We start from the raw sequence: 13,554 nt of genomic DNA, 5'->3' as shown, positions 1-13,554 counted from the left end.
GCGGCTCAGCCGAACCAGCCGTGCAGCATCCACGGGGCATGTGGATCATTGCGCTCACGGAAAGCCCAGCCGCGCTGGCCATGCGCGGTTTCCACCACGTAGTAATCGCGCCGCGCATCGGCCTGGTCCCACCAGCCCGATTCGATCCGCTCCGGCCCGGTGACGATGCGCAGGCGCGGATCACGCAGCGGTTGCGGCGTGTCCAGCAGCCAGCCCGGACGCAGTGGCCAGTACGACGGAGGCTTGGCCGCAGGCTGGGTGCCACTGGCGCGTTCGGGGCGATGGTCGGCCTGCACCGCCAGCGGCTGCACGGCGTCATCGCCGAGCCGCGCCCGCAGGCGCTCGCGCAGCTGGTTCCAGGGCATCGCCTGTGCCGGCCGGGTATCGAACAGGTCACGCGCGGCGGGCACGAACGGTGGCAGCTGTTCGGCCTGCAGGCGCAGTGCGCGGCTGCCGGCCGGCAGGGCGAACGCTTCCATGCGGTTGCGTGCGATCTCGAACAGCAGCGCGGGATCGCGCTCGGGTGCCAGCAGGCCGATGGTCAGCACGCTGGCCGGCAGCAGGTCATGCTCGAAGTGCAGGTCGAAGCGCTGTACGCCGCCATCGCGCGAGCACAGGAAGGCCGCCAGGTCCAGCAGCAGGCGGCGCAGCGGGAACAGCAGGGCCTGGCTGGATTCGATCTCGTATTCGAATTCGATGCGTGCATCGAAACGGTCCGGTGGCTGGTAGTAGCGCAGTGGCGCGGTGGGCAGGCCGCGCAGCGCATCCAGTTGCTGCAGCACCTCGGGTGAGAAGCGCCGGGCCAGGCTGTCGCGCGGCAGTTCGAGCACCGCACCCAGCGTGCGCAGACCGGAACGACCGAGCACGGTCACCGCTTCGCTGGGCAGGCCGCAGCGCGGCAACGGCAGCTGCGCCAGTGCCGCTGGCAGCTGCTGCGCATCGATGCCGAGGCCGTCGTGGACGTTGGCCAGCACGCGCGCGGCATGCGCGGTGGGTGCGGCCACCAGGCGGTGGCGGAAACCAAGCTCATGCAGTTCGCCGCGCAGGCGCTTTTCGATCGTCAGCCAGTCACCGAACAGGGCGCGACTGGCGCCGATCTCCATGACCAGCGCGTGCGGAAAATCGAGGCTGACCTGCGAGCTGTAGGCGTAGGCCCAACTGGCCAGCAGCTGCCGGGTGTGCTGTTCGGCGTTCGGGTCGTAGTCGTGCAGGTACATGTCCTGCACCAGCACCTGTGCGGCCGACAGCAGCATGCCCGGGCGCAGTCCCCCTGCGCGTGCCGACGGGCTGACCGCACGCAGCACGCGACGCTGCGCCGGCCCCTGCAGCAGCACCAGTGGCCGCTGCGGGTCCGGCTGCAGGCGCAGCACGCTGTCCAGTGCCAGCTGCGGCAACAACAGGCAGGCCCAATGCATGACGCGGCCTCAGTGGGCGATGGCCAGTGGCAACGGCTGTGCGGGTGGCAGGCCGCCACGGCACTTCAGCACCCGCACCTGGCCGTGGTCGAGCTGCAGGCGCAGGCTGGCCGGGGAGGGGTTGCGCGCTGCCTGCGCCTCGCGGAACACGAAGCCCAGGCACTGGCCGCTGTCGGCAGCCACCTGCAGCCGGCGCAGTGAGCGGTCGTCGGCCTGGTGTGGCCAGCACAGCACCGCCGCGCAGGCGGCCGAGCGCAGGCACTGCTCGGTGGCCCACAGCGCCTGTTTCGGTGCGGCGTGGATGATCTGCAGCTGGGCCAGATCCAGCCCGGCCGCCGCCCAGGCCGGGGCATGCGGGCGGTAGGGCGGGGCGACCAGCACGATCGGGCGGTCGCGCTGGCTCAGCTTCGCCAGCGCCGGCCAGACCAGGGCCAGCTCGCCGACGCCGGGCGCCGCCTGCAGCACCTCGCACAGCCCGCTGGCCGGCCAGCCGCCGCCGGGCAGGCGTGCGTCCAGCGCCGGATGGCCACTGGCCAGGTGGTCGCTGGCCGGCCCCTGGCGGGCTGGGCCGCGCCACAGCTGGCGCCCGTCCAGCAGCCGGTCGAGGGCGACGACAGCACCCATCAGCCGATCCTCCAAGGGAGGCGCCGGGTTGGCTTGAAGCGGCAGGAACGGGCGGAAACGGCAGGCATGGCGCGAGTATCGACGGGCCGGTATCAGGGGCTGAGACCGGACATGCTACTCGCGTTGTGAGTAGAATTACTAATGAAATCGGAGGGTCAGGTTTCAGGTTGCTGAAGGGGGAAAAAGCATCCACGCATGGCGTGGATCTACTGGACAGAGCCTCGGTAGATCCACGCCATGCGTGGATGGGAAAACGGTGCCGACCAGGGTCGGCACCTACAGGCACGGGCACTCCCGGTTACGGGCGCACCGGCAGCGCCACCGGGCGCAGCGGCGCGGCATCGCCGCCGCGGATCTTCAGCGGGCCGCCGATGAAGGCGAACTCATAGACCTTGTCGCGGGCCAGTTCGTCCAGCGCCACCAGCTCGATGATCGGCGCGCCCTGCTGGGCCAGCAGGTAGGTGTGCAGCGGCACGTAGTCGTCGGACACCTCCGAGGGGAAGGTCTCGAAGCTGAGGTTGTCGGCGCCGACGATCATCGCGCCGCTGTCCTCCACCAGGAAGCGCGCCGCGTCCAGGCCCATGCCCGGCGGGTTGGCCATGTAGGCCTTGGGCTGTTCGAACAGGCGCATGCGGCCGGTGCGGATCAGCACCACGTCGCCCTGCTGCAGCTTCACCTGCTGGCGTGCCAGCGCATCCTTCAGGTCCTGGCGGGTGACGCGGTAGCTGTCCGGCAGCATGTCCACGCCCTTGGCGCCGGCCACGTCGATCAGCACGCCACGCGCGATCAGCGGCGGGAATTTCTCGATGCCGGTGACGTTCCAGCCACGGTCGCCGAGGTGCTTGTCGGCCTCGAAGCCGTTCCAGATCTTTCCGTGGATGCCGAAGTGGTTCAGCGCATCGATGTGGGTGCCGGTGTGGCTGTACATCGAGAACGCGGTGCCGGTGTAGCTGCGGGTGAGGTTCATGGTTTCACCCACGCCCATCGGATCATCCATCACCGTGCCGCGCGGGGTGTGGGTCATCCAGAACTGGTAGTGCGGGTCGCCGGCATCCTGCCAGCTGGGCATGCCAACGTAGTATTCGGTGGCCAGATCATAGGCCTTGCCGCCGCTCACCCGCGACAGGATCGCCGCACGCGAGGCCTCGGTGATCAGGTTGAGACGGCCGATCTCGTCCTTCGGCCCCCAGGGGCTGGTGCCGACCTGCTGGCCGGAGGGAACGCGTTCGTGCGCGGATACGGTGGTGGAAGCGGCGGTGCCGGCCAGCAGCAGGGCCAGCGCGGTGGCCAGGGTACGTGAGGTCATGGGGAATCTCCTTGCAGGATGGGGGACGGTGCGGCTCAGGCCGCGACCAGGTGCGCCAGGGCCTGGCGCAGTTGCGGCAGCGGCAGGGTCTGCAGGCGCAGGCCGTTGCCGCCGATCACGGTGGGAATGGAGCGGATGCCGAGGGCCGCGGCTTCGGCACGGTCGGCCTGCACACGCCGGGCTGCTGCGTCGCTGCGCATGTGGTCAGCGAAGGCGCCACGCGGGTGGCCCAGTGCTTCGGCGATATCCAGCAGTACTTCGGCGTCGCCGATGTTGCGGTGCTGGTGCAGGTGCGCCCACTGCACGGCATCGAACATCGCGCCATGGGCGTCGTTGCCACCGAGCATGCCGGCGGCCTGGCAGGCCAGTGCGCCGAGCCAGCCGGACGGATACTCGAAGTCCTGTGCGCGCATGCCTTCGATATCGATGCGCGCGGTGTCTTCATGCGCGGCGCAGTCGGTCCAGTGGCGCAGGATGATCGCCTTGGCGCGCTCCATCGAGCCGAACACCTCGACCATCTGCGCGCGCGAGTCCTGCAGCACGAAGCTGCGGTGACGCACCTGGATGCCGAGTTCGGCGGAGACCTGCTGCAGGCGCGGGGCCAGCACGAAGCACCAGCCGCAGACCACGTCGTGGAAGAAATCGACCACCGGCGCGGCGGTGGCGGGGGAAGGAACGGAAGACATCTGCCTGCCATCGGTGAGAGGGGAGGCGGCAGATTAGGCAGCGCGGCGCGTCTGAAACAGCACGCCGCGGGCAGCTCAGTTTTCGCTGGCGGTTACGAATCCAGGCCAGCGCAGCCGGGCAGCTCGGCGTGCAGGAAATCGATGAAGGCACGCACCTTGGGCTGCAGGTGGCGCGAGGTGGGATAGACCGCATGCACGAAGCGCGGCGGATAGCGGTGGTCGGGCAGCACCTGCTGCAGTTCGCCACGGGCCAGCGCCGGTGCCGCCAGGAACGAGGGCAGGGCGCCGATGCCCATGCCGGCCACCAGCAGGTCGCGCAGCAGCAGGCTGTTGTTGACGGTGACGCGCGCCGGCAGGGTGATCGTCACCTGGCCGTCGGGGCCGAGCAGCGGCCAGCTGCCGGGCGAGTCGGACAGGCTGTAGGCCAGCACGCTGTGCGCCTGCAGATCGTCCACTGCCTGCGGTGCCGGATGCTGCTGCAGGTAGGACGGAGCCGCGCACAGCACCTGCTGCAACGAGGCCAGGCGGCGCGCTACCAGTCGCGAGTCGTCCAGCTCGGCACGCAACCGCAGCGACACATCGAAACCTTCGCCCACCGCATCAAGCAGGCGGTCTTCCATCACAAGGTCCAGCGACAGTTGCGGATGCTGCTGCAGGAAGCGTGGCAGCAGCGGCGACAGCGTGCTCAGCGCGAATGATTGCGGTGCATTGACGCGCAGGCGCCCGGCCACGTCGCCGCGCTGTTCGGCGATGCCACGTTCCAATGCATCCAGCTCGTCGAGCAGGCGGCAGCATTCGCGGTAATAGGCGTGGCCGGTCTCAGTCAGGCTCATGCGCCGCGTGGTCCGCTGCAGCAGCACCACGCCCAGGTGCGCTTCCAGGGTGCGCAGCTGCTTGCTCAGCCCGGCCGGTGACATGCCCAGGTCTTCGGCGGCGCGGGCCAGCCCGCCGCGTTCGACGATGCGGCGGAAGGCGCGCATCAGGTTGAAGGAATCCATGCCGGTCCCGGGCGCGATGAGGGCGCCATTGTAGATCCACGCCATGCATGGATGTGGGAAACGTGGTGCCGTCCACGATGGTCATCCACCGGGGAGCGCGCCGGGTTGCGCCGTTTGTTCAAGCCGGCGGCCCATACGCGGCGCCAGCATGCAGGCCCCTTACTTTCCGGATTGCCCATGAAGCACTGGATGCTCCGCCTGTATGCCCCGTTGTTCCTGCTGGGTTTCGTTGCCGCCGCCGTCGCCTGGATCGGCCACCTCCACGGCGACCCACTATGGCTGCTGGCCTTGCTGGCGGTTGCCATCGCGGTCTCGTTCGCTGCCGAACGTGCTTGGCCGTATGACCCCGCGTTCAACCACGACCACGGCGACAGCCTGCGTGACACCCTGCATGCGCTGGTCAACGAGAGCCTGAACCTGCTGTCGATCGCGGCGGTGCCACTGCTGGCAGCCATCATTCCGTGGCAGGCCTGGCCGCTGCAGTGGCCATTCGCGCTGCAGGTGCTGCTGGCCGTCATCTGCGCCGATCTCGGCATCACCCTGGTGCACTACGCCAGCCATCGCATCGGCTGGCTGTGGCGGCTGCATGCGGTGCATCACAGCGTGACCCGCATGTATGGCTTCAACGGTCTGATGAAACACCCGCTGCACCAGGCGGCCGAAGCGGTGGGCGGCGTGCTGCCGCTGCTGCTGTTGGGCCTGCCGATGCCGGTAGCCGCGGTGCTGGCGTTCGCCATTGCCATCCAGCTGCTGCTGCAGCATTCCAACGTGGACATGCGCCCCGGCGTGCTGGGCCGGGTGATGGCCTGGGCACCGCTGCATCGCTTCCACCACATGCGTTACGGCACCGCCGGCGACGTCAACTTCGGCCTGTTCCTGACTTTCTGGGATCACCTGCTGGGGACCGCCTTCGATGCGCCCGGCTATCGGCTGCAGCAACGCGACCTCGGCATCGGCAGCCAGCCGGACTATCCGCGCGATTATCCCGGACAGCTGCTGGCGCCGTTCCGCGAACTGCCGCATGGCGAGGTGCCGGAGCTGCCGGAAGGTCTGCGCAGGCGCGGATGATGGGGCGTGTCAGGCTGCGTGCAGCTGCAGGCCCTGCAGCTGCGCGGCACTGATGCCGAACATGCGGCGCAGGCTGCGCGACAGATGGGCCAGGTCAGCGAATCCGGCCGCGTGCGCGCTGTCGGTCAGGCTGTGCCCGCGCAGATGATGCATCAGTGCGCTGCGCAGCCGTTGCCACAGCACCCAGCCGCGCAGGGTCACCGCCAGATCGGACTGGAAGCGTCGATGCAGCTGGCTGGTCGACAGATGTGCCGCCTCGGCGATATCGGCGGCTGGCACCGGCCCGGGCAGGTGCTGGGCGATACGGGACAGCGCGGCCTGCACGCGGCGGTCCAGTGGTTGCGGGCGGCTCAGCCGTGGCAGCCAGTCGTGCAGCTCCAGCGCGTTGCCCGGCAGCGCGTGCAGGTGCTGCTCGATCTGCCCGGGATCGGCATGTGCGGGCTCGAGGAACACCGTGCAGCCCGCTTCCGGCGCCGACAGGATTGCGTGCGGCTGGAATGACGGCAGCCACAGCCGTTGGCCCTGCTGCCGTACGCCAGCGACCTCGACCTGCCAGAGCGCGCCGTCGCTCAGCAGCAGCTGATGTGCGTAGTGTGCGTGCGTATCGCTGCCACCGGCGTGGCCCTGCAGCACGGCCACGTGAGCATCCAGCAGCAGCGTGCCATTCCAGGGCAGGGCGGGAGAGGACATGGAGGAATTGTAGATCCACGCCATGCGTGGATGAATCTCCATCGAAATCGATTGATTCGACGATTGATCGAAGAGCATCCACGCATGGCGTGGATCTACTGCAGATTGCGGCGAATTGTCGAAGGCGGGGTGGGTCCGGTTGCGGGGGCGTGAGCCGCATGGATGCGGCGACCGAGCTTACATGGACGTACTTGCAGCGGCCCCCGCAACCGGACCCACCCCGCCTACCGGCAGGAGCCCAGCTTTTGCTGTTGCTCTGGCTGTTGACGTTGATGTCGCCTCTGCGGGTGCCGGGCGCAGCCCGGCCGCGCGTACCCTCACCGCCCCTGCGGATCCGGCCGGTGATGCACGTACTCGACCACGGTGCCATCGGGATGCACCGCATTGAACGCCGCCCCGGTCGGTACCACCTGCAGCGGGAAGATGATTTCAGCGCCAGCCGCCACCAGCTTGTCGTGATAGGGCCGAACGTCATCGACCAGCAGTGTCCCCGTGGTCGAAGTGAACGGCGCCAGCGCCGCCTTGCTGCCCTCGATCAACAGGAACGCACCGACCATCGCCAGACGCAGGCCCCCCCCCCCCCCCCCCCCGCCCCCCCCCCCCCCCCCCCCCCCCCCCCCGCCCCCCCCCCCCCCCCCCCCCCCCCCCCCCGGCCCCCCCACCCCCCGCCCCCCCCCCCCGCGCCCCCCGGGGGGGGGGGTCCCCGCGGGGCCGCCCCGGGGGGGGGGGGGGGGGGGGGGGGGGGGGGGGGGGCGGTTCGGGGGCCGGGGGCTCTTTTTTCCGCCGCCCCGCGCGGCGCGCTGGTGACCGCCGGTGATGGCCTGATAACCAGTGGCTGGGGTCGGCCTGTGACTTAGGTCCTGTTGACAGGTGTGAACGCCCTCGCACAATCTTCACATGATTGGGCCGCCCTGCGCGGCCCGGACAGGCAGGTTGTCACGCCGGGAGGAGGGTCCCAGGCGCAGACCGGCCCGTCCTTCGGCCTGCGGGGCGTTGCCTGGCAACCCCTGCGCGGCATGAACGCTGCACCCTTCGGCGGCACTTTCCCTGGACCGATTGCCTTGGCAACGGAATTACGCCTGCCGATGAAAACGTTTACAAAGCCGCTTGCACTGTCCCTGGCCCTGTCAGCCGCACTGGCCGCCCCGGCCTGGGCCGACCCCGCCGCGTTCACTGTGCTGACCCTGGAACAGGCCCCGACCGCCGAGGCCATGCCGGCCCTGGCCGCCCAGCTGAAGACCCTGCAGGTGGACGCTGTGAGCGTGCGCCAGGTGCAGCGCGGCATCGGCCAGGTCGATCCGTTGCAGGTGCTGGCCGACGGCCTGGGCTACGAGTACCGCTTCATTGCGGCGGGCAAGGACGATGGCCAGACCCAGCGCGGTCAGGCCGTGCTGACCCGGCTGCCGATTGCCGCTGAGTCCGGCCCGGACCAGCCGGGCCTGAACTACCTGCGCCTGGACGATGGTCGCCACACCGTGGCGGTGTACACCGATGCTGGTGCAGGTGCCGCGCAGCTGCCGGCGCTGGTCACCCGTTCGCGGCTCGGCGCACCGGCGGTGCTGCTTGGCGCAGTGGCCGGTGAATCGGCCAAGGCCGCAGGCTTCGACCCGGCACGTGTGGCGCTGGAAGCCGATGCCAGCTATTTCAGCGACGGCTTCCAGGCCGCCAGCAGTGCACCGTTCAAGGTGGAAGGCAGCGCCCTGCGTGCCACGCTGCTGACCCTGGCCTATGCCGCCGACAAGCACGGTGAAACGCCGTGGATGGACACCACCCTCAACGCCGATGCACGCGCTGCGCTGCTGCTGAAGGTGATGACCGAGGATGAGAAGTTCCAGATGCTGCACAGCTACTTCGGGCTGGGCAAGGACGGTGGCCCGCTGCCGGAAGGCGCGGTCGGGTCGGCCGGTTTCGTGCCGGGCGTAGCGCGGCTGGGCATTCCGTCGCAGCAGTCGGCCGATGCCGGCGTCGGCGTGACCAATCCGGGTGGCATCCGCCCGGGTGACTTCGCCACGGCAATGCCGTCGGGCCCGTCCACCGCCTCCAGCTGGAACCGCGAAGTCGCCTTCGCTGGTGGTGCAACGATGGGCCGCGAGGCGTGGCAACAGCGCTTCAACATCCTGCTGTCCGGCAGCGTCAACCTGCAGCGCGACCCTCGCAACGGTCGCAACTTCGAATATGCCGGTGAAGACCCGCTGCTGGCCGGTTCGATGGTCGGCGCGCTGATCCAGGGCGTGCAGAGCCAGCACGTGATCTCCTCGATGAAGCATTTCGCGCTGAACGACATGGAGACCCGCCGCAACTTCCACGACGTGCGCATTGGCGAACAGGCCATGCACGAGTCGGACCTGCTGGCCTTCGAGATCGCGCTGGACGCCGGCCGCCCGGGCGTGGCGATGTGCTCGTACAACAAGATCAATGGTACCTACGGCTGCGAGAACGGCTACCTGATGAACCAGGTGCTGAAGCAGGAATGGAAGTTCCCCGGTTTCGTGATGTCCGACTGGGGCGGCGTGCACAGCGGTTCCAAGGCAGCGCTGGCCGGCCTGGACCAGCAGTCTGCCGGTGAAGTGTTCGATGCAGCGGTGTTCTTCGATGAGCCGCTGCGCCTGGCTGTGCATGGTGGCGTGGTGCCGCAGGAACGCCTGAACGACATGGTGGCGCGCATCCTGCGCACGATGTTCCTGCACGGCAACTTCGACAACCCGCCGCAGCACCAGAAGGTCGATGCCGAGGCTGGCTTCGCCGTCGCCCAGCGCACGGTGGAAGAAGGCAGCGTGCTGCTGCGCAATGAAGGCAACCTGCTGCCGCTGGCCGACAGCGTGAAGCGCATCGTCATCATCGGTGGCCACGCCGACAAGGGCGTGATCGGCGGTGGTGGTTCGTCGATGGTAGGCGTGACCGCCAAGGGCACCAACGCGGTGCCGGGCGTGCTGCCGACCACCTGGCCGGGCCCGGTGATCTTCCACCCGTCCTCGCCGCTGGAGTCGCTGCGTGCGGCGCGTCCGGATGCGACCATCGAATATGTGGACGGGACCGATGCCGCCGCTGCGGCCAAGGCCGCCGCGCAGGCCGACGTGGCCATCGTGTTCGCCACCCAGTGGGCGGCCGAATCGGTGGACCTGCCGGACATGCAGTTGCCGGACAACCAGGACGCCCTGATCTCGGCGGTGGCCAAGGCCAACCCGAAGACCGTGCTGGTGCTGGAAACCAACGGCCCGGTGCGCACGCCGTGGCTGGCGCAGGTGCCGGCGATGCTGCAGGCCTGGTACCCGGGCATCCGCGGTGGCGAAGGCATTGCCGCGCTGCTGACCGGCCAGGTCAATCCGTCCGGCCGCCTGCCCGTGACCTGGGTGGTGGACGAATCGCAGTTGCCGCGCCCGCACATCGACGGCCTCGGCTTCAAGCCGGCCAAGCCGTTCGGTGATGTGTTCGATTTCGATATCGAAGGCGCCAACGTCGGCTACAAGTGGATGGCGGCCAAGGGCCTGACCCCGACCTTCGCCTTCGGCCATGGCCTGTCCTACACCTCGTTCGCCTATGAAAACCTGAAGGTGAGCGTGGAAGGCTCGCGCCTGGTCGCCAGCGTCGACATCCGCAACACCGGCAAGCGCGCCGGTGCCGACGTCGCCCAGCTGTACCTGAAGCTGCCGGCCGGCAGCACCACGCCGATCCGCCTGATCGGCTACGACAAGGTGACCCTGCAGCCGGGCGAACAGCGCCGCATCCGCATCGAAGCCGAGCCGAAGACCCTGGCCCACTACGATGCGCAGGCCCGCCAGTGGAAGATCGACGGCGGCACCTACCAGGTGCAACTGTCGCGCAACGCCGCCGAACCGCTGCAGACGGTGGACGTACAGCTGGTGGAGCAGGTGCTGCGCTGATGCCTGAAGGCATGGCCCCGCAAGGGGCCATGCAAAAAGGGGACGGAGGGGATTAAGTCGTTTATGCATAAACGACTTAATCCCCTCCGTCCCCTTTTTTCAGGTGACAAACCACCCGTGCAGGAAATCGATCAGCTGCCGCACCTTCGGTGAGGGCTGCGTGCTGTGCGGGTAGACCGCGTACACGCTCTGCTGCGGGAACCTGTGCTGGCGCAGCACCGGGCGCAGCCGGTCCTGGGCCAGGTCGTCATCGATCAGCCAGCGTGGCAGCACGGTGACCCCGGCGCCGGCCACGGCGAAGGCGCGCAGGCTGCTGGCACCATCCACGCGCACAACTGCATTGCCCGGGTTGGTGGCGAACAGGGCGTCGCTGCCATCCGGTGCCACCACCGGCACGTCGGCCAGGCGTGGGTAGCCGAGGCGGGGCAGGGTGCCCAGCTGCACGGGGTCATCGGCAGCATCGGCAGAGGGCAGGCGTGCCAGCAGGGACGGAGCCGCCACCGCGCATAGTGGGTGCCGTTCCAGCTCACTGGCATGCAGGCCGGAATCGGGCAGGCGGCCGAGGCGGATCGCCAGGTCGAAACGTTCGGGAATCAGGTCCGCCGGCGCGGGTGACGTCGACAGATGCAGCTGCAGAGCCGGATGCCGCGCACGGAACGCCTCCAACGCAGGAATCAGGCGCAGCTGGGCGTACTCTGGGGTGGTGGTCAGGCGCAGCACGCCCTGCAGCTGATGCTGGTCGCGGCGGGCGGCATCGATCGCCGCCTGTGCGGCGTCCAGCGCCTGCACGCAGTGCTGCAGGAACTGTTCGCCGGCCTCGGTCAGGGCCAGGTGGCGGGTACTGCGCAGCAGCAGGGTCACGCCCAGCTCCTGCTCCAGCCGCTTCAGGTTGAAGCTGACCACCGCACGGCTCAGGCCCAGGCGATCGGCGGCAGCGGTCAGGCTGCCGGCCTCGACCACTGCACGGAAGATATCGAAGCGATCGAGGCTGACCATGGCAATTCATTGTCAAAGAAGATTTGACAGTGTTGCAGTTGCTGTCGTGTTTTTCCAACAAGGCCCGCACGGCATGCTGGCCGCTTCCCTGCTGGAGCGTCGCCGATGCCGTCCCCCCGCCTGCGCCATGAGGCCATCTTCCTGCTGGTGTTCGCTCTGGATCTGGTCAACATGTTCATCGCCACGGTGGCCTATCCGGCGCTGGCGGCGGAACTGCATGCCGACGTCGGTACCCTGGCCTGGGTCGGCACCGCCTACATGCTGGGCCTGAGCGTGGTGATTCCGCTGGCGCCCTGGCTGGCCGCACGCTGCGGTGAGCGTCGCCTGCTGCTGGTGGCGTTGCTGCTGTTCGCCGCCTCCGCAGTGTTGGCCGGGGCTGCACCGGGTATTGGCTGGCTGTTGGGCTGGCGCCTGCTGCAGGGCCTGGCTGGTGGCCTGCTGATTCCGGTGGCACAAGCGGCAGCGTACCGACAGTGCACGCCTGACCAGCGTGGCGCGCTGACCCGCCGCATCCTGCTGGTGGCGCTGCTGGTGCCGGCACTGGCGCCTGCGCTCGGTGGGCTGCTGGTGCAGTGGTTGTCCTGGCGCGGTGTGCTCTGGGCCAGCCTGCCGCTGGCCGTGGTGGCGATTGGACTGGTGCTGGCGTGGATGCCGGCCGATGGCGCGCGTAGTGCGCCACGCCTGCAGGCCTATGCGCTGTCCACCGCGATGGCGGCGCTGGGCGCGCTGCTGCTGGCGTTGACTTGGCTGGGCGAGCCCGGACATCGGACCGCCGGTGCCGTACTGCTGTTGATCGCAATGCTGTTGGCGGCGGCTCACCTGCGGCATGCACGGCAGCAGGCGCAGCCACTGCTGCGCTGGTCGCTGCTGTCCCATCGCGGGCTGCGCCTGGCGATGCTGATCTATCTGGCCGTACCCGGTGTGTTCATCGGCAGCCAGCTGGTCAGTACCCTGCAGTTGCACCAGGCCGGCTATAGTGCCGCGCACATCGGCGCGCTGATGCTGCCGTGGGCGCTGGCCTCGGCCATTGCGATCACGGCCAGCAAGCGCCTGCTGGCTCGCTTCGGACCAGCCACGGTACTGCGTACGGGCATGCTTCTGCAGGCCAGCGGCCTGCTGTTGATGGCGCTGCTGCCACACCCGGTCTTTGCCATTGCAGCATGGCTGTTTGCCTTGATGGGCGCCGGCGGCAGCCTGTGCAGCAGCACGGCGCAGACGCTGGCCTTCCATGGGGTCGAGGGCGAAGCATTGGGCGATGCCAGTGCGCTCTGGAACCTCAATCGCCAGCTCAGCTTCTGCTTGGGCACCGCGGCCATCGCGCTGCTGCTGGCCTTGGCCATGCAGTGGCTGCCGGCCCGCGCCACCGGCGTGGCGCTGGGTCTGGCCGCTCTACTTACCCTGCTGCCGATGGCGTTGCTGCGCCGGCCGCAGTTGCTCACCCTTTCGCAACCGGAGAACACCTGATGGATACCACCGCAGAACACGAAGTCCACCACCTGCACGACAAGCTGCAGGCCTGGTTCCGCGCCGACGCCGGCACCGACGCGCTGGAGGACCTGATGGCGCATTTCTGCGCGGACTTCAGCATGGTCGGCATCGCGGGTCGCAGGCTGGACCGAAAGGCCGTGCAGGCACTGTTCGCGGGCGGTCATGGCGCGCGTCCAGGGCTGCAGATTTCCATCGACGCCGTGCAGGCGGTGGAAGCGCCATCACCGCTGGCGGTGCTGCGCTATCGCGAAGGACATGCGATCGATGGCGGCGAGCCCGTATGGCGGGAATCGCTGGCGGTGCTGCGGCAGGAAGAGGGGCGTTGGCGCTGGCTGGCGCTGCATGAGGTAACGGCAGCCTGATCGGTAGTGCCGGCCGCTGGCCGGCAACCGCGTACCGTGC

Annotated in this window: 11 protein-coding genes and 1 pseudogene; 4 read left to right on the top strand and 8 right to left on the bottom strand. The window is 69.0% G+C overall.

Features of this window, described 5'->3' with window-relative positions; genetic code table 11:
* Window positions 1-5: 5 nt before the first annotated feature.
* The 5 genes from ACZK3W_RS13500 to ACZK3W_RS13480 all read right to left on the bottom strand — a co-directional run bounded on the left by ACZK3W_RS13500 (window position 6) and on the right by ACZK3W_RS13480 (window position 5,074).
* Window positions 6-1,415 (bottom strand): Y-family DNA polymerase, encoded by a 1,410-nt coding sequence (locus tag ACZK3W_RS13500; protein WP_478450017.1) that lies wholly within the window; start codon window positions 1,413-1,415, stop codon window positions 6-8.
* A gap of 9 nt (window positions 1,416-1,424) precedes the next feature.
* Entirely contained in the window at window positions 1,425-2,039 is a 615-nt protein-coding gene (gene imuA / locus ACZK3W_RS13495) for a translesion DNA synthesis-associated protein ImuA (RefSeq protein WP_032129603.1), read from the bottom strand.
* Window positions 2,040-2,337: 298 nt separating this feature from the next.
* Window positions 2,338-3,345 (bottom strand): cyclase family protein, encoded by a 1,008-nt coding sequence (locus ACZK3W_RS13490; RefSeq protein WP_049422824.1) that lies wholly within the window; start codon window positions 3,343-3,345, stop codon window positions 2,338-2,340.
* Window positions 3,346-3,380: 35 nt separating this feature from the next.
* Complete coding sequence (locus ACZK3W_RS13485) at window positions 3,381-4,031, bottom strand: DsbA family oxidoreductase (protein WP_049461586.1); 651 nt, start codon at window positions 4,029-4,031, stop codon at window positions 3,381-3,383.
* Between the two features lie 92 nt (window positions 4,032-4,123).
* The gene (locus ACZK3W_RS13480) at window positions 4,124-5,074 is read right to left on the bottom strand and encodes a LysR family transcriptional regulator (RefSeq protein WP_180862776.1); all 951 of its coding nucleotides are present in this window, start codon (window positions 5,072-5,074) and stop codon (window positions 4,124-4,126) included.
* Between the two features lie 132 nt (window positions 5,075-5,206).
* Between ACZK3W_RS13480 and ACZK3W_RS13475 the strand changes: the two genes are divergently transcribed.
* Complete coding sequence (locus tag ACZK3W_RS13475) at window positions 5,207-6,097, top strand: sterol desaturase family protein (RefSeq protein WP_121503544.1); 891 nt, start codon at window positions 5,207-5,209, stop codon at window positions 6,095-6,097.
* Window positions 6,098-6,106: 9 nt separating this feature from the next.
* Here the strand turns inward: ACZK3W_RS13475 and ACZK3W_RS13470 are convergent, their stop codons facing one another.
* Together ACZK3W_RS13470 and ACZK3W_RS13465 are read right to left on the bottom strand one after the other, a co-directional pair.
* Window positions 6,107-6,811 (bottom strand): helix-turn-helix domain-containing protein, encoded by a 705-nt coding sequence (locus ACZK3W_RS13470; protein WP_197617172.1) that lies wholly within the window; start codon window positions 6,809-6,811, stop codon window positions 6,107-6,109.
* A 293-nt stretch (window positions 6,812-7,104) separates the two neighbouring features.
* A pseudogene (locus tag ACZK3W_RS13465) lies at window positions 7,105-7,359 on the bottom strand (VOC family protein); the annotation flags it as partial.
* Between the two features lie 513 nt (window positions 7,360-7,872).
* On the opposite strand from ACZK3W_RS13465, the gene ACZK3W_RS13460 reads away from it, so the two are divergent.
* Window positions 7,873-10,668: a glycoside hydrolase family 3 C-terminal domain-containing protein gene (locus ACZK3W_RS13460; protein WP_197617174.1), complete on the top strand. Its 2,796-nt coding sequence runs from the start codon at window positions 7,873-7,875 to the stop codon at window positions 10,666-10,668.
* A 99-nt stretch (window positions 10,669-10,767) separates the two neighbouring features.
* On the opposite strand, the gene ACZK3W_RS13455 is transcribed toward ACZK3W_RS13460, so the two are convergent.
* Window positions 10,768-11,664, bottom strand: coding sequence for a LysR family transcriptional regulator (locus ACZK3W_RS13455; protein ID WP_197617176.1), 897 nt, complete (start codon window positions 11,662-11,664; stop codon window positions 10,768-10,770).
* Between the two features lie 105 nt (window positions 11,665-11,769).
* On the opposite strand from ACZK3W_RS13455, the gene ACZK3W_RS13450 reads away from it, so the two are divergent.
* Both ACZK3W_RS13450 and ACZK3W_RS13445 read left to right on the top strand, forming a co-directional pair.
* The gene (locus tag ACZK3W_RS13450; protein WP_197617179.1) at window positions 11,770-13,128 is read left to right on the top strand and encodes an MFS transporter; all 1,359 of its coding nucleotides are present in this window, start codon (window positions 11,770-11,772) and stop codon (window positions 13,126-13,128) included.
* A complete protein-coding gene (locus ACZK3W_RS13445; RefSeq protein WP_197617181.1) occupies window positions 13,128-13,514 on the top strand; it encodes a DUF4440 domain-containing protein in 387 nt (128 codons plus the stop codon). Before ACZK3W_RS13450 ends, ACZK3W_RS13445 begins: the two co-directional genes overlap by 1 nt.
* The last annotated feature ends 40 nt before the right edge of the window (window positions 13,515-13,554 follow it).

The organism is Stenotrophomonas sp. 80084_Sma (genome assembly GCF_056481995.1).
Note: the sequence above shows the minus strand (reverse complement) of the source record. Positions and strands in the feature narration are given on the sequence as shown.